The 16,467-nt window shown below is 64.8% G+C and carries 15 protein-coding genes; 4 read left to right on the top strand and 11 right to left on the bottom strand.

The window, feature by feature from the left end; all coding sequences use genetic code 11:
• Nucleotides 1-30 precede the first annotated feature (30 nt).
• The 11 genes from J2X06_RS00555 to dnaA all read right to left on the bottom strand — a co-directional run bounded on the left by J2X06_RS00555 (nt 31) and on the right by dnaA (nt 12,216).
• Complete coding sequence (locus J2X06_RS00555; protein ID WP_310056892.1) at nt 31-438, bottom strand: ExbD/TolR family protein; 408 nt, start codon at nt 436-438, stop codon at nt 31-33.
• Between the two features lie 151 nt (nt 439-589).
• Nucleotides 590-1,003, bottom strand: coding sequence for an ExbD/TolR family protein (locus tag J2X06_RS00550; RefSeq protein WP_310056890.1), 414 nt, complete (start codon nt 1,001-1,003; stop codon nt 590-592).
• Nucleotides 1,004-1,019: 16 nt separating this feature from the next.
• A complete protein-coding gene (locus tag J2X06_RS00545; RefSeq protein WP_310056887.1) occupies nt 1,020-1,436 on the bottom strand; it encodes an ExbD/TolR family protein in 417 nt (138 codons plus the stop codon).
• A gap of 43 nt (nt 1,437-1,479) precedes the next feature.
• Complete coding sequence (locus J2X06_RS00540) at nt 1,480-2,232, bottom strand: MotA/TolQ/ExbB proton channel family protein (RefSeq protein ID WP_310056884.1); 753 nt, start codon at nt 2,230-2,232, stop codon at nt 1,480-1,482.
• 76 nt (nt 2,233-2,308) lie between these two features.
• Nucleotides 2,309-2,980, bottom strand: a complete 672-nt coding sequence (locus J2X06_RS00535) for an energy transducer TonB (RefSeq protein WP_310056882.1) — start codon at nt 2,978-2,980, stop codon at nt 2,309-2,311.
• A 151-nt stretch (nt 2,981-3,131) separates the two neighbouring features.
• The gene (locus tag J2X06_RS00530) at nt 3,132-4,355 is read right to left on the bottom strand and encodes a tetratricopeptide repeat protein (RefSeq protein WP_310056879.1); all 1,224 of its coding nucleotides are present in this window, start codon (nt 4,353-4,355) and stop codon (nt 3,132-3,134) included.
• A gap of 119 nt (nt 4,356-4,474) precedes the next feature.
• Nucleotides 4,475-5,278 (bottom strand): M48 family metallopeptidase, encoded by an 804-nt coding sequence (locus J2X06_RS00525; RefSeq protein WP_310056876.1) that lies wholly within the window; start codon nt 5,276-5,278, stop codon nt 4,475-4,477.
• Between the two features lie 156 nt (nt 5,279-5,434).
• Nucleotides 5,435-7,927 (bottom strand): DNA topoisomerase (ATP-hydrolyzing) subunit B, encoded by a 2,493-nt coding sequence (gene gyrB / locus J2X06_RS00520; protein ID WP_310056873.1) that lies wholly within the window; start codon nt 7,925-7,927, stop codon nt 5,435-5,437.
• Nucleotides 7,928-8,060: 133 nt separating this feature from the next.
• The gene (recF, locus tag J2X06_RS00515; protein WP_310056870.1) at nt 8,061-9,224 is read right to left on the bottom strand and encodes a DNA replication/repair protein RecF; all 1,164 of its coding nucleotides are present in this window, start codon (nt 9,222-9,224) and stop codon (nt 8,061-8,063) included.
• 106 nt (nt 9,225-9,330) lie between these two features.
• Nucleotides 9,331-10,431, bottom strand: a complete 1,101-nt coding sequence (gene dnaN / locus J2X06_RS00510) for a DNA polymerase III subunit beta (RefSeq protein ID WP_310056866.1) — start codon at nt 10,429-10,431, stop codon at nt 9,331-9,333.
• A gap of 450 nt (nt 10,432-10,881) precedes the next feature.
• Nucleotides 10,882-12,216: a chromosomal replication initiator protein DnaA gene (dnaA, locus tag J2X06_RS00505; protein ID WP_310056864.1), complete on the bottom strand. Its 1,335-nt coding sequence runs from the start codon at nt 12,214-12,216 to the stop codon at nt 10,882-10,884.
• Between the two features lie 344 nt (nt 12,217-12,560).
• Here dnaA and rpmH point away from each other — a divergent pair, with 344 nt between their 5' ends.
• From rpmH to mnmE, 4 genes are all read left to right on the top strand, one after another.
• Entirely contained in the window at nt 12,561-12,701 is a 141-nt protein-coding gene (rpmH, locus tag J2X06_RS00500) for a 50S ribosomal protein L34 (RefSeq protein WP_031374044.1), read from the top strand.
• Nucleotides 12,702-12,755: 54 nt separating this feature from the next.
• Entirely contained in the window at nt 12,756-13,172 is a 417-nt protein-coding gene (rnpA, locus tag J2X06_RS00495; RefSeq protein WP_310056861.1) for a ribonuclease P protein component, read from the top strand.
• Between the two features lie 15 nt (nt 13,173-13,187).
• Nucleotides 13,188-14,888, top strand: coding sequence for a membrane protein insertase YidC (gene yidC / locus J2X06_RS00490; RefSeq protein ID WP_310056858.1), 1,701 nt, complete (start codon nt 13,188-13,190; stop codon nt 14,886-14,888).
• 112 nt (nt 14,889-15,000) lie between these two features.
• Nucleotides 15,001-16,341, top strand: a complete 1,341-nt coding sequence (mnmE, locus tag J2X06_RS00485; RefSeq protein ID WP_310056855.1) for a tRNA uridine-5-carboxymethylaminomethyl(34) synthesis GTPase MnmE — start codon at nt 15,001-15,003, stop codon at nt 16,339-16,341.
• Nucleotides 16,342-16,467 lie beyond the last annotated feature (126 nt).

The raw sequence follows: 16,467 nt of genomic DNA, 5'->3' as shown, positions 1-16,467 counted from the left end.
CTTTCAACAGACGCTCTCGACAAGACGGCTTCATTGCATCGCGATGTTGTCCAGCCCGCTGCGCTGAGCGTGCGCGAGTGCGCGGGCGAAGGCTTGGTAGTCGGCCTCTTCGGCGGCCGAGATCTGCAGGACACTGGTCGGCGCATTGCGCGCGATCGCCCGCAATGCGGCAGGCAGTTCGTCGCCCATCAGCATGTGGCCGTCCAGCAGGTAGACCCCATCTGCCTGCACGCGCAATTCCACGCGAGGTGGCGGCTCTGCGGGTCGCGTCGGACTCACCTGCGGCAAGCGCAAGTCCAATCGCCCGCTCGCCACCGGCGCGGTGACCATGAAGATCACCAGCAATACCAGCAGCACATCGACCAGGGGCGTGATGTTGATTTCCGCGACATCGCGGCGGTGATGACGGGTGTCGGACGGGAAAGCGGAGACGGCCATAGCGCAACCTCCCTGGGCCCCATGCCCGGTTTCACGCTACGCCTTCTCCTCGCCGGACTGCAAGCGGGCAAAAAAAACGCCGCCCGGAGGCGGCGTTTTCACGACAGGTAAGCATCACGACAATGTTTTGTCGATCGGCGTTGTCCGTGGATCAGTTCTGGACGAAGCCGATCTTTTCCATTTTTGCGTTTTTGGCATGGGCCAGCACCTTGGCCAGCACGCCGTAGTTCGCGTCCGCGTTGGTGTCGATCTCGAGCATCGGCTGGTTGGTCGGGTCGCGGTTGACCTCGACTTCCATCAGATTCTGGATCACCGACATCGGCTGCGGTGCGTCATTCCAATACACCTGGCCCGTGGCGTCGATGCGCAGCCTGATCGGCGGCGGCGGCTCCTTCACCTGGGGCGGCGGGTTAAGCGATTTTTGAGGCAGGTTGACGTCGATCGGGTAGGTCAGCGTCGGAGCCGTCACCATGAAGATGATCAGCAGCACCAACAGCACGTCCACGAGGGGCGTGACGTTGATGTCCGACATTGCGCCACTGCTGGAGCCTGATGCGAAAGCCATGGTTCAAAATCTCCGGTCAGTGTTCTTTCTTGGCCACGAAGCCGACCTTACGCATGCCCTGGGCCTGCGCGGTCTTCACCACTTCGCTGACGACCCGGTACTTGGTCGTCTGGTCACCGCGAACGTTGACCTGCGGTTGCGGCGTCTTCTGGGCTTCGATCGACAGACGGCTTTCAAGCAGGTCGCGGGTGATCGGCTCGTCGTTCCAATACAACGAGCCGTTCTCCTGGATCGCCACCGTGATCGGCGGGATCTTCGCTTCCTTGGTCTTCTCGTCCAGATTGGCCTCAGGCAGCTTGACCTGGATCTTATGCGTCATCAGCGGTGCCGTGATCATGAAGATGATCAACAGCACCAACATCACGTCCACCAGGGGAGTGACGTTGATTTCGGCCATTGGGCCGCCGCTATCGTTGCCTGAACTGAAGGCCATTGTCCGAACTCCAACTACTCGAAGACGAAGACGTTAATGCGGATTAGCGCTTGCCAGTCGCTTCGCCGACGCGCGAACCGGTGGCGAAGAAGTCGTGCAGGTCGTGCGCGAAGGTGTCGAACTTGTTGTTCGTGACGCGGTTCAGGCGCACGAAGAAGTTGTACGACAACACCGCCGGGATGGCGACGAACAGACCGATGGCGGTCATGATCAGCGCTTCACCCACCGGACCGGCAACGGCCTGGATCGACGACTCGCCGCTGGCGCCGAGGCGCAGCAGGGCGTGGTAGATGCCCCACACGGTGCCGAGCAGACCGACGAACGGAGCGGTCGAACCGACGGTGGCGAGCACGGTCAGGCCACTCTCGAGCTTCATCGACTCGCGGGTGACGGCCTGACGCAGTGCGCGGTCAACGAACTCCGAGCGGTTCAGCGACTCGACCAGGCGCGAACCTTCGTGGCGCTGGTGGTGAGCGGCAGCCTGGGCGGCGTCGAGCGCGATCTTCGAGAACGGTTCGCTGCGGCCCTGCTCTTCCATGAAGCGGATCGCGTCCTGCGCGTTCGGGGTTTCCCAGAACGTGCTGACCACGCGGTCGGAGTTGGCACGCAGACGCATGTTCTTGATGAAGTTCACGACGATCCAGTAGACCGACAGAACCGACATGATGGCGAGCGTGATGAACACGACCCAGCCGACGAAGTCAAAGTTTTGCAACAGATGCGAGAAGCTCATCTGCTGAAGGGCTTCAGCGTTGGAGCCCCCGGTAGCAGCGGCGGTGGTGGTTTCCTGCAGCATGACGCTTACCTTTGGATATCGTGGAAAGGAATAAAAGTTAGTGCTTGTTGCTTAGAACTCGTACCCGTGACCCCGATCAGGTCGGCGGGACGAAATCGACCGGGACGCGGACACGGCTCTGTACACCAGCACCGTTGCGCATCTCGGGGTTGAACTTCCATTTCCGAGCGGCTTCCATTGCGGCGCGGTCCAGGTTGCGGTTGCGGCTGGATTTCTCGACCTCGACGTTGAGCACGTTGCCCTGGCCGTCGATGGTGATGATCAGCACTACCGTGCCACCCACGCCCTGGCGGGCTTCGGTCGGCGGGTACTTGGGGGGATTCAGGCGCTTGGACGAGGGGTCCACGCTGGAGCCGATGTCGGCCACCGCGGCGGGCGGCGACGGGGGCGACGGCGGCGGGGCGGCCACGTCAACCGGCGACGGCTCGTCGACCACGATCGGCGGCTCCTCCGGCGGCGGCGGAACCGGCGTCGGGCGCGGCGGGGTCAGCGTCTTCGGCGGCGTGAGCTCTTTGGGGGGCTCCGGCGGCGGCGGCGGCGGGGGGGGCGGCGGCGGCGGCGGTTTGATAATGTTGACGAAGGTGACTTCTTCTTCAGCCTGTTCCTGCGCCGGGGGCGCCATCGGAGCCAGCAACAGCAGCAGCGCCGCGGCATGCACGGCGATCGCCATGGTAATACCGGCGATGCGCGCCCAGTTCAGCCCTTCGCGGTCGTCATCTTTCTTATGGATTTCGAAGTCTTGCGTCATGCGCCGTAGCTCGGGAAGTGTCTCCGGACGCCAGGGCGCCGCGGGGCCGTCAAACGATCCCCGCGGCCGGAACGTGGTCGCGGGAACCTCCTAGGATATACCAAACCGGACGTGGTGTTCCAAGCCGGTTGCAGCAATTCCGTGACGCCGGTTATTTCGCCGGCAATGCCAGAATCTTCTTGGCGTCGTCGGGCTTCTTCACGCCCTTGGCGATCGCCTGCTTTGCGGCTTCCTTGGCCTCGGGAATGCGGTCTTCCTGCCACAGCACACGGGCGAGGTTGAGGTAGGTCTCGCCATCGGGGCTCAGCGGTGCCGCCTTCTTGTAGGCGTCAATCGCCGGAGCCATCTGATCGGAGAAATAATACGCCTGCGCGAGGGCCAGATAGGTTTGGTAATCCGGCTTCAGGATGCCCTTCTGCATCCCGTCGTTGATCACCGCAATGGCTTCCTTCTCCTTGCCGTCCATATTCAGGTAGGAGGCGTAGAGCTGGCGGTATTCCTTGTCCTCGGTCAGCTGGCCCGAAGCGCGAAGCTTCTCCATCACGGCCGCCGACTTGTCGTACATGTCGTTCTGCTGGTAGACGACAGCCAGGTTGAGCTGGGCACGCTTGTCGTTCGGGTTCTTGGCGGCAACGGCTTCGGCCATCTTGGACGCTTCGGCGCCTTGGCCGCTTTCGGCGTAGGCGGCCATCAGCAACTGCTGCCACTCCGACTTGGGCTGGGGGCTGGCTTCGATGGCCTGCTTCAGCACGGCGGCGGCTTCCGGATAGCGTTCCAGGCGGTAAAGGGCATTGCCCTTGACGATCAGCTGCTCCGGCGTATGGCTGCCCGATTCCTTCAGGAAGCGGTCGATCATCGCCAGCGACTCGGCGTACTTGTCTTCCTGCAGCAGCACCTGGGCCACGGTGAACATCGTGCCGAAATGGGCATTGTTGTCCAGACCGTTGGACTCGATCGCCTGGTTCCAGTAACGCAGCGCGCCAGCGGTGTCGTCGGCCTCATAGGCGATCTGCCCGGCGATCTGCGCGGAGAAGGACTTGTCGTAGGCGTTGGCGGCGGGATTGGCGAGAATCTCGTCGGCGATCACGCGGGCTTCGGCGCCCTTGTCGTCGTCGTAGAGCTTCATCATTTTCTGCAGCTTCGGCGTGACCTTGGCCGATGCCTTGGCCTCGGGCTCCTGGCGCGTCGCATTCGGGAACTGGTTCGCCGCTGCGCTCTTGGAGGATTTTTCCTGCCCCTTCTGCGCCTCGCGCTCGCGACGCTCCTGCGCGCGTTGGGACGCCTGCGCGTGCACCTGACTCAACGCGCCGAACGCCAGCACGGCGCCGATGGCGGCAGCCAGCAGTGAGCGGTTGCGGGTGGAAGACTTGTTCATGTGCACACCTCGAAATCTGCTGTCACGCCAGGCGACAAGCTGTATGGGGCGAAAGGGCCGTCACGCTATCAGAACGCGGGAAAGTCCGATACGGGTTCACTGTGTCGAATGCGGCGGTTTCATCCACACTTTGGCGTATGGCCGGAGGCCCGTGCCTGTTCGTAAACCGGCACGAGCGCCGCGGCGCGGCCACTGAGTTCGGCGATGCGCGACTGCGGGTCCGGGTGCGTCGAAAGCCATTGCGGCGGCCGGCTGCCACCGGCGGCGATCATGTTCTGCCAGAGGTTCACGGCCTGCCGAGGATCAAAGCCGGCTTCGGCGGCCAGCTTCTGCCCAACAATATCGGCCTCGCTCTCCTGCTCGCGTGAATTTGGGAGCAGGTAGAAGGTCTGGGCGGCGGCGCCGCCGATCTGGCCGGCGGCGTTGCCGGCACCGGAACCATAGGTCGAGCCGAGGATGGCACTGCCGATGCCGAGCAGGGTATTGGTGCCCTGCTGGCGGGTGATGCGCTCATCGTGGTGACGCGATACGACGTGCCCGATCTCATGGGCGATCACGGCGGCGAGCTGGTCCTGGTTGCGGGCCACCGAGAAGATGCCGGTGTTGACGCCCACCTTGCCTCCCGGCAACGCAAAGGCATTGGGCGAATCGTCGACGAACAGGGCGGTTTCCCACTGCGCCTGCCATCCCGGCGGCAATTCACGGGTCAGGTCGTCGACCACACAACGCACGTAGGCGTTCTGTCGCGGGTCGTTGCTGAGCTGCATTTGCTGCTTGGCCTTGGCGAATTCCTGGGCCCCCAACTGGTCCAGCTGCGCCTGGGACACGGCGCCGACGTACTGCTTGCGGCCAGTCGGGGAAGTGGCGGTGGCGCACGCGGCCAGCACGGCGGCCATGGAGAGCCCGAGCAGAAGTGGCTTCATTCGTGGGAATCCCGGATTCAGATACGCGTTTTTAGCCCGCGCCGGATTAATGCATCGTCAATGCGACATAGAACCCAGACCCGAGGGGGCATTGGATGGCGGGCCGGGAGGCCCGCCATCCATGCTTGCCGGTGCCGCGGCGAGCCAAGGCCCACACTACACGTCGAGGTTGGCGACCTTGAGGGCGTTGTCCTCGATAAACGCGCGGCGCGGTTCGACCACGTCGCCCATCAGCGTCGAGAAGATCTGGTCGGCGGCGACGGCATCCTCGATGCGCACCCGCAACAGCCGGCGAGTTTCCGGGTTCACCGTGGTGTCCCACAGCTGCTCGGGGTTCATCTCACCCAGACCCTTGAAGCGCTGGATCTGGCGGCCCTTCTTGGCCTCTTCGAGCAACCAGGCCTGCGCCTCGGCGAAACTCGCCACCGGTTGGGCACGGTTGCCGCGCACGATCTGCGCGCCTTCGCGGACCAGGCCATGCAGCAACGCGGCGGTCTCACGCAGCGCTCGCAGTTCGCCGCTTTCGAACGCGGACAGCGGCAACACCTGGGTCAGTTCTTCGCCCATGTGCATGCGCTTAACCAGCAGCGCGGCCTGCCGCAATTCGCCGCCCTCATGCAGTTCGAGCTTGTAGCGCGGCTTGCCCAGGCCGGTGCGGTTGAGCCGGCTTTCCAGCGCGTCGAATTCGCGTCGCAGACCCTCGTGGTCGGCCAGGGCCGCGGCATCGAGCGGAATCGAATCAATCAGCGCCTGGAGCACGTTCGGATCGTAGCGGTAGGAGTTGCGGGCGATCGACTCGCGTGCGCCGGCGTAGGCGAGCAGCAGCTTCTCCAGTTGCGCGCCATCGATGGCCGGTTCGTTGGCGGCTGGCAGAAGCGAGGCGCCCTCGACCGCGCTATTGGCCAGATAGGCATCGAGCGCTGCATCGTCCTTGAGGTACAGCTCGTTCTTGCCCTGCTTGATCTTGTACAGCGGCGGCAGGCCGATGTAGACGTGGCCGCGCTCGATCAGCTCCGGCATCTGCCGATAGAAGAACGTCAGCAGCAACGTGCGGATATGGCTGCCGTCGACGTCGGCGTCGGTCATCAGGATGATGCGGTGGTAGCGCAGTTTGTCCGGGTTGTACTCGTCTTTGCCGATGCCGGTGCCGAGTGCGGTGATCAGCGTGCCGACTTCGGCGCTGCCGAGCATGCGGTCGAAGCGCGCGCGTTCGACGTTGAGGATCTTGCCCTTGAGCGGGAGAATCGCCTGGGTCTTGCGGTTACGGCCCTGTTTGGCCGAGCCGCCTGCCGAGTCACCCTCGACGATGAACAGTTCCGACAGTGCCGGGTCTTTTTCCTGGCAGTCGGCCAGCTTGCCCGGCAGTCCGGCGATATCGAGCGCGCCTTTGCGGCGGGTCAGGTCGCGCGCCTTGCGCGCGGCCTCGCGGGCGCGCGCCGCATCGACGATCTTTCCGGCGATCGCGCGCGCCTCGTGCGGATGTTCCTGCAGGAATTCCTCCAGGCGCGCACCGAACGTCTGCTCCACGACCGGACGCACTTCCGAGCTGACCAGCTTTTCCTTGGTCTGCGAGGAGAAGCTCGGGTCGGGCACCTTCACCGACAGCACCGCGATCATGCCTTCGCGCATGTCGTCGCCGGACAGCGCGACCTTGGCCTGCTTGGCGATACCGTTCTGCTCGATGTAGTTCGTCAGCGTGCGGGTGAGCGCGGCGCGGAAACCGATCAGGTGAGTGCCGCCATCCTTCTGCGGGATGTTGTTGGTGAAGCAGAACATCGTTTCCTGGTAGGCGTCGGTCCACTGCAGGGCGACGTCCACGGTGATGCCATTCATCTCACCAGATACTGAGATTACATTCGGGTGCAGCGGATTCTTGAGCTGCGCCAGATGCTCGACGAAGGAGCGGATGCCGCCTTCGTATTCGAACACGTCGCGCTTGCCTTCGCCGCCGCCGTCCTGAAGACGCTGGTCGGTCAGGGTGATGCGCACGCCGGAATTCAGGAACGACAGCTCGCGCAGGCGACGGGCGAGGATGTCGTAGTGGAACTCGACGTCGGTGAAGATGTCGACCGACGGCTTGAAGCGCAGGGTGGTGCCGCGCTTGTTCGAATCTTCCAGTTGCTTGAGCGGGTACAACGGCTCGCCTAGCGAGTATTCCTGCTGGTGGTGGTGGCCGTCGCGCCAGATATCCAGCCACAGGTGCTCGGACAGGGCGTTGACCACCGACACGCCGACGCCGTGCAGACCCCCGGAAACCTTGTAGCTGTTGTCGTCGAACTTGCCGCCCGCGTGCAGCACGGTGAGGATCACCTCGGCCGCCGAAACGCCTTCTTCCTTGTGGATGTCGACCGGGATGCCGCGGCCGTTGTCCGACACGGAGACCGAGCCGTCCTCATGCAGGATCACGTTGACCTCGGTGGCGTGGCCGGCGAGGGCCTCGTCGATCGAGTTGTCGACCACCTCGAACACCATGTGGTGCAAGCCGGTGCCGTCGTGCACGTCGCCGATGTACATGCCCGGACGCTTGCGCACAGCCTCCAGACCACGCAGGACGGTGATCTTGCTGGAGTCGTAGGTGGAGGGGGTGGCGGCGGCCGACGGGTTCGTGCCTTCCTGGCTCTGCGAGGGATCGTGCTCGGTCTGGATCATTGGCGGCAACGGGCTCCGTGACGCGGTTCCGGGCTGGCCGGGCGCGTCTAACACATTAGCTATAGGTGTTGAACAGTATAACAGGCGGGTCTGCCGGGCCGGGCCGTAGTGATTGGCGCAATTGTTGGCGAGTTCACCTGGCCGGCATTGCCACACTGGAGCTGATGTCGACAAACTCGCCTACGACACCTTGTTCCACGTGGAACCTCCGATACGAGGTCTCCAATTGGGGCAATCCAGCCGGCACCTCGGTTCCGGAAATCAGAACCTGGGCGCCACTGGCCACCAAACGATCCAGCACCCGTCGTTGGTGCGATCGATCGAGTTCCGACGCCAGATCGTCCAGCGCCACCACCGGCCACTCGCCACGGACTTGGGCCTGATGTTCGGCCTGCCCCAGTAACGCTGACAAGGCCGTGAGCTTGGCCTGGCCCCGCGAAAGCGCCTCCCGGCCGGGGATCCCGCTGAACTCCAGCCTCCAATCGGCGCGATGCGGCCCTACAGAGGTGTGTCCGGCCACCTGATCCCGATCCCGCGCGACGAGCAGGGCGTCGGACAGCGACAGTTGGTCCCGCCGCCAGCCTGGTTGGTATTCCAGCGTTACCCGGCCCAAAGCCGGTGCGAGGTCCTTCACCAGATCGGCCACATGCGGTTGCAGCGCTTCCAGATAGAGCTGCCGGTAACGGCCCAGCGGTTCACCGGCCGCGGCCAGTTCATGGTCCCAGGCATCGAGCTGTCCGTCGCGGGCGTGCCGCTTGAGCAGGGCGTTTCGTTGCTTCAGGGCACGAGCGAAACGCCGCCACAGCGCCAGGAAGTCAGGTTCCACGTGGAACAATCCCCAATCAAGGTACCGACGACGGGACTCGCTACCGCCGGTGATCAGAGCGTGGCTACCCGGTTCGAAGCTCACCACCGCCAGTGCCGCGCACAACTCCCCCAGGTGATTGACATCCTGGCCATCCAACCGCCCCGACCAGCCTTGCCCGCTGTGCCGCAATCCGGCGCGTCGTCGTCGCATCGCCCCGCGCTCAGTCGGCGCCGAGTCTTGCAAAAGGCCTGCAGAGACGACCTCCTGCCACTCCACAAAGACCTCCAACGCCTGATCTCCCACCCGAATCAGCCCGTCGCGCACGCGCCCGCGAAAACTCCGGCCATAGGCCATCAGGTGCAAGGCTTCGAGCACACTGGTCTTGCCGGCGCCGTTGTCGCCAGTAATGAGGTTGAGACCGGGCGCGGGATCCAGGCGAACCTCGGCGAAGCGCCTAAGGCATCGGATGTCGAGTCGTGTTACGTGCATCCCACCAGTCTACCGGGGCCCGCAAGACCCACTCACGGCTGGGAGCTCGCCAAAAGAAAACGCCCGGCGTTGCCGGGCGCTCTGAATTACTGTTCCACGTGGAACATCACAGCCGAAGTGGCATCACCACATGGCGGCAGCGATCGTTTGCCGCTTCCCGGACCAGCGCGGAAGAGTTGGAATCCCGCAACTGCAGCACTACGTGCTCGTCCCGCAACGCGGTCAACGCATCGAGTAGGTAGTTGACGTTGAAGCCGATGGCCAGGTCGTCGACCTTGGTGTCGGCCTCGACTTCTTCCTGAGCCTCTTCCTGCTCGGGGTTATGGGCGCTGATCTTCAGCTGACCCGGCGAAACCTCGACCCGGACGCCCCGGTACTTCTCGTTGGAGAGGATCGCGGCACGCTGCAGCGCTGCGCGCAGAACCTCGCGTTCGATCCGCACCTCACGATCCGCCCCGATCGGAATCACTGCTTCGTAGTCAGGGAACCGGCCATCAATCAGCTTGCTGGTAAAGGTCACATCGTCGCGTTTGACCCGGATGTGGCCGCGGCCCATCTCCAGCTCCACCTCGCGCTCGCCGCCTTCCAGCAGGCGCTGCAGTTCCTGCACGCCCTTACGCGGCACGATGATCTGGCGCTTGGTCTGGAATCCGCCTTCGTAGGCCGCCTCGCACAGCGCCAGACGGTGACCGTCGGTGGCCACACAACGCAGGCTGTTTTCGCGCAGGTCGAATAGCAGGCCATTGAGGTAATAGCGAACGTCCTGTTGGGCCATCGCGAAAGCGGTGCGTTCGATCAACTCCTTCAATGCCGCTTCCGGCACGCGCACACGCTCGGTGGCCTCGACTTCGTCGATCGACGGGAAATCGTTGGCCGGCAGGCTGGCGAGCGTGAAGCGGGAGCGTCCTGCCTGCACCGTGATCTTTTCCGCCGTCTGGCTGACGGTCACCTTGCTGCCGTCGGGCAGGGCGCGAACGATCTCGAACAGCTTGCGGGCCGGAATCGTGGTTTCGCCGTCCTGCGCGTCCTCGACAAGGATCCGCGAGACCATCTCGACTTCCAGGTCGGTACCGGTCAGGGATAGTTGGCCGTCTTTCACCTGGACCAGCAGGTTGGCCAGGACCGGCAGGGTCTGCCGGCGTTCTACGACATTGACGACTTGCGCCAACGGCTTCAGAAACACTTCGCGTTGCAGGCTGAAACGCATGCGGACCCCTTTAACCCCGGTTCGATGTGGGCGTGGTCGCCCAATACAAAAGAGTGGAATAAATCAAAAGCATGGTGGTGATGGAGTAGCCAAAAACCCGGGAAAACTGAAATAGGTCTTTGTTTTACAAGACTTTTTCGTTACCTGAAACCCTGGTGAAACATGCCTCGGAGGGTTCTGACAACCTGTGGATAATTTGGCAGGCCAGCGCCGGGCGATGACTTGTCCACAGTTTGTACGGTAACCGTCCCCATTTTTGTCCTTTGCGGGGACCCTAATCGGGCGTTTACGCTACCCCCACACCGGTGACATGCCCTGTCGGATCAAGCTGAGGTTGTCGGGTTCAGGCGATGCGGCCGCCAAACCTGACGTCACCTTTTTTGCGTCCTCTCTGTTGCTCCCCTCGAGTTCGCATGATCGCCGGAGCGGTCCGCGTTCTCGTTGAGCTTGTTACTCGCTGAGCTTGCGGATCAGCTTGTCCCAGTCCTCGCGCAACTTGCCGTCGGTTTCCATCAACGTGCGGATCTGCCGGCAGGCGTGCAACACCGTGGTGTGGTCGCGCCCGGCGAAGGCATCGCCGATTTCCGGCAGGCTGTGTTCGGTCAGTTCCTTGGTCAAGGCCATCGCCATCTGCCGCGGGCGGGCCAGTGAACGCGTCCGCCGTTTCGACAGCAAGTCCTTGATCTGGAGCCCGTAGTAGTCTGCCACGGTCTTCTGGATGTTGGGGATGCCGATGGCTTGCTGCTGGGCGCGCAGCAGGTCGCGCAAGGTTTCCTGGGCGAACTCCGGCGTGATCGCGCGGCCGGTGAAGTTGGCGCGGGCGGCGAGGGTATTGAGCGCGCCTTCCAGATCGCGCACGTTGCTGCGCATCTTCTTGGCCAACAGGAACGCGACTTCCTCGGGAATGTTGGCGCCGCGCTCGCGAGCCTTCGACAGCACGATCTGCGCGCGCGTCTCGAAGTCCGGCGGCTCGATCGCCACCGACAGGCCCCAGGCCAGGCGTGACTTCAGGCGCGGCTCCAGGCCTTCGACTTCACGCGGGTAGCGGTCGCAGGTCAGGATGATCTGCTGCTTGCCGTCGAACAGCGCATTGAAGGTGTGGAAGAACTCTTCCTGGGTGCGGTCCTTGCCGGCGAAGAACTGGATGTCGTCGATCAGCAGCGCGTCGACCTGCTGGAACTGGCGTTTGAACTGGTCCATGGCCTTTTCCTGCAGCGCTTTCATCATCGCGCTGAAGAACTGTTCCGAGCGCAGGTACATCACCCGCATGCCCGGGTTGCTGGCGCGCATCGCGTTGCCGGCCGCGAACATCAGGTGGGTCTTGCCCAATCCGGTGCCGCCATACAGAAGCAGCGGGTTGTGGGCGCGCTCGCCGGGCTTCTGGGCGGCCTGCAAGGCCGCCGCGCGACCGAGCTGGTTGCTGCGGCCTTCGACGAAATTTTCGAACGTGTAATGGTTGTCGAGATTGCCCTGGAACGCCTCGGCGTTGGCGCCGGCGACGGCAACCGGTCGGGGCATCGCGGCCTCGCTCGCCGTGGGCTTGGCCGCGCGGGGCAGCGAGCCGATCTCGAGGCTGACTTCGCTACTGCCGGCGAAATACGCCAACAGTTCGCAGATGCGGGACAGGTAGCGCTCGCGGACGTGCTCCACGACGAAGGCATTGGGGGCGTAAAGCACCGTGGTGTCGTCGCGCTGCGCGGCCTGCAGGGGCTTGAGCCAGGTATGCACGTCTTCGGCCGGGTATTCGGCTTCAAGGCGTTCGAGGCAGCGGGGCCAGGCTTCCATTGTTTGTTCGGTCTTCTTCTTTCTGTATGTTGCAGCCTGCCTGCCCGTGGGCGCGGCAGACAAAGCGGCCGCCACACGATGCGCGCATCGCGGGGGGACGTGGTCTGGGGGTAGGCCAGACTATCACCGCGACCGGGCGCGGAACAGGACTTGTCCACAGGCCGCTCTACAAGTTAGTCCACAGCCTGCGGGCCCTCGCCGGAAGCGCGACCGGCCAGGATGGACAGGGGCCGACGCCAGGGTCATTGGGGAAGACCAAGGGTCTGGCAAAGCGCCGGTTGACCCGGTCCGCATGCAACCGCTAGAATCGCCGGTCTTGTCATTCGTTTACGCAGAGCCGGACCATGGCCACCAAGCGCACCTATCAGCCCAGCAACCTCAAGCGCAAGCGCGACCACGGCTTCCGTGCCCGCATGGCTACCGCCGACGGCCGCAAGATTCTTGCCCGTCGTCGCGCCAAGGGCCGCAAGCGTCTCTGCGCCTAAGCGTTCCGGCCGCGCTCCGCGCGGCCGATCACCGGCTCACGCCGGCACCGAGCCATGACGTCGCCCCGATTCCCGCGCACCGCGCGGGTTCGCGCGCGCTCAGACTTCGATCGCATCTTCCAGCACGGCCGGCGCGTGGCGCTGCCCGTGCTCGCTTTGCATTGGCAATCCGGCGAAGGCGAACCACGCCTGGGTCTGGCCGTATCGCGCAAAGTCGATCCGCATGCCGTCGGCCGCAACCGCATCAAGCGCGCGTTGCGTGAAACCTTCCGACACCTTCGCAAGGACCTGGCTGCGGGCGACTATGTCATTGTCGCGCGCCCCGAAGCCGCGCGCCGTTCCGGCGCGGAACTTGGCGAGGCACTCCAGGGTCTGTTGCGCCGTGCCGGCGCGTTGCCCGCATCTGCTCCGGCCGGCACAATGCCGGCCGCCCGCATTCCCCCATCCACGCCGGACGCGTGCTCCGGCTGAGCCTGCCTGTCGCCCATGAACCAGACCCGTGTTTTCCTGATTATCGCCTGGCTGATGGTGGCGACCCTGCTGTGGATGGAGTGGGGCAAGGAGAAGAGTGCCGCCCAGGCGCCGGCTCCGACCGTCGCCGCGACCGCCCAGGTGCCTGGCAACGGCAACGGTTCCGTACCCAGCGTCGCCGGAGCGCCGAGCGTACCCGGCGTCCCGATGGAGCAGGTGGGTCCTGCCGCCACGTCGAATCCCGGAAACACCCCGACCGTCACCGTCACCACCGACGTACTCAAGGTCACCCTGGAGGGCGGTGAGCTGCACCGCGCAGATCTGCTGAAGTATCCGAGCACCGCCGATGCCAACAGCGCGCCGGTGCGCCTGTTCGACGACGAGGCGGCCCACTACTTCGTCGCTCAGAGCGGCTGGGTCAGCCAGGGCGGCGCCGCGCCGAGCCACGAGCAGGGCTTCCGCGTCGAAGGCAACGCCACCGAATTCAAACTCGCCGACGGCGCCCAGAAGATCGACGTGCCGTTCGTGTGGACCGGCGCCAATGGCGTGACCATCCGTCGCACCTACACGTTCGACCGCGGCAACTATGTGGTGAGGGTGCGCGACGAAGTGGTCAACGCCGGCAGCGCGCCGTGGCAGGGCTACGTCTACCGGCAGTTCAGCCGCGTGCCGCGTGCGCTCGTGAAGAAAGGCCCGATGAGCGCCGAGCAGTACAGCTTCCAGGGCGCTGCCTGGTACAGCGCGGCCGACAAATACGAGAAGCGCAAGTACGACGACTTCGTCGACGACGGTACGCTCGACAAGCAGGTCACGGGCGGCTGGATTGGCATGCTCCAGCACCACTTCTTCTCCGCGTGGATTCCAGGCTCGAACGACACCAGCACTTTCTCTCTCGCGACGCCAACCGGCGCCGGCGGCACGCAATACCTCATCCGCGAACTCGGCCCGGGCGTCAACGTCGCTCCGGGTGCGAAGGCCAGCACCGAAGCTCGCCTGTGGGTCGGCCCGAAGCTGGTCAAAGCCATCGACGCCCAGAACGTGCCGGGCCTCGACCGCGCCGTCGATTTCAGCAGCTACAGCCTGATGGCGACGCTGGCCGGATGGCTGTTCTGGGTGCTCGAGCAGATCTACCGCCTGGTCGGCAACTGGGGCTGGTCCATCGTCGGCCTGGTGCTGCTGATCAAGCTCGCCATGTTTCCGCTGTCTGCCGCGCAGTACAAGTCGATGGCGAAGATGCGCAAGTTCCAGCCGCGCATGGCGCAGCTGAAGGAGCGCTACGGCGACGACAAGCAGAAGCTGCAGATGGCGATGATGGAGCTGTACAAGAAGGAGAAGATCAACCCCGTCGGCGGCTGCCTCCCGATCCTGTTGCAGATGCCGGTGTTCCTGGCGCTGTACTGGATGCTGTCGGAGTCGGTCGAGCTGCGTCACGCGCCGTGGATCGGCTGGATCACCGACCTGACCTCGCGCGATCCGTTCTTCGTGCTGCCCCTGATCAACGTCGCGGTGATGTGGTTCACGCAGAAGCTCAACCCGACCACCGGCATGGACCCCATGCAGGCGAAGATGATGCAGTTCATGCCGCTGGTGTTCGGCGTGATGTTCGCCTTCTTCCCGGCCGGCCTGGTGCTGTACTGGGTCACCAACGGCGCGTTGGGCCTGCTGCAGCAGTGGTGGATGATCAAGCGCTACAGCGAGGAGCCGGTCAAGGTCTGAGCTGCGCTGAGATGATCCAGCCCCGAAGCCCGCCGCCCGGCGGGCTTCGTCGTTTCTGGAGACCACACGATGGGCAGCACGCCACGTCCCCGCCTTCTGCGAACATAGCCGCATGACCATTCCGGCCCGCGACACCATCGCAGCCATAGCCACGGCACCCGGCGCCGGCGGCGTCGGCATCGTGCGCCTGTCGGGTCCCCGCTCGCGCGCTATCGGCCAGGCGCTGTGTGGCCGCGCGTTGAAGCCGCGTCACGCCCACCATGTGCGCTTTCGCGACGAGCATGGCGAGACCATCGATGACGGCATCGCCCTGTACTTCGCCGCGCCGGCCAGCTACACCGGCGAGGACGTGCTCGAGCTGCAAGCGCACGGTAGTCCGGCGGTGCTGCAGGAACTGGTGACCCGCTGTGTCGCACTGGGCGCGCGCCGCGCCCGGCCCGGTGAGTTCAGCGAACGTGCGTTCCTGGAAGGTCGTCTTGACCTCGCCCAGGCCGAGGCGGTCGCCGATCTGATCGCCGCCGCCGATAGCCGCGCAGCACGCGCAGCACGGCGCGCCCTTGATGGTGAGTTCTCGCGCCGCGTTGAAGCACTGGCGGATGAGCTGCTGGCGATCCGCGTCCACGTCGAGGCGGCGATCGATTTCGCCGATGAACCCATCGACACGCTCGGCGGCGCCCAGCTGCGTGCGCGACTGGCTGCGACCGCCGCGGCGCTGGACGAACTGTTGCGTGCGGCAGAACGCGGCCGCCGGCTGCGCGAGGGCCTGCACGCGGTGATCGTGGGGCCTCCCAATGCCGGCAAGAGTTCGCTGCTCAACGCCCTGGCCGGTCGCGACCGCGCCATCGTCACCGACATCGCCGGCACCACCCGCGACCTGTTGCATGAAGTCGTGCGCATCGACGGCGTCGAACTGACGCTGGTGGACACCGCCGGCTTGCGCGAAGGCGGCGACGCGATCGAGCGCGAGGGCATGCGTCGCGCACGCGGCGAACTGGAGCGCGCCGACCTGGCGATCGTGGTGCTGGATGCGCGCGACCCGGAGGGCGGCGCGGTGGCCGTGGCCGATGCCATCGCCGGCGTGCCGGCGCGCCTGTGGTTGCATAACAAGGTGGACCTGCTGCCGGCCGCCCCCGTGCCCGCCCCCGACGTGGTCCACGTCTCCGCCCATACCGGGCAGGGCCTGGAGGAACTGCACCGCCATCTGCGCCACCTCGCCGGTGGCGAAGCGGCCGGCGGAGAAGGCGAATTCACGGCCCGAGCCCGTCATGTCGATGCCCTGGTGCAGGCACAGGCGGAGCTTGCGGCAGCCCGCGTGCACCTCGACCACGAAGCCCTCGACCTGGCCGCCGAGGCCCTGCGCCTGGCCCACGACCAGCTCGGCGAGATCACCGGCAAGGTGCGGGCGGACGACCTGCTCGGACATATCTTCGCCAGCTTCTGCATTGGCAAATGACGCCGGCGCCGTTGACGATCTCCGCTCGCCACCCGGCGTCTTCGATGCTTGAAAATGGGCTGTTCATACAGATCCGACTTGACAAAAGTCACGTCCTGTCGCGTCCTAGTAGCCGTGTGCCCGTTC

It is taken from the genome of Lysobacter niastensis (genome assembly GCF_031457115.1).
Lineage (GTDB): Bacteria > Pseudomonadota > Gammaproteobacteria > Xanthomonadales > Xanthomonadaceae > Lysobacter_J > Lysobacter_J niastensis_A.
This window is presented reverse-complemented; position numbering and strand designations above follow the sequence as displayed.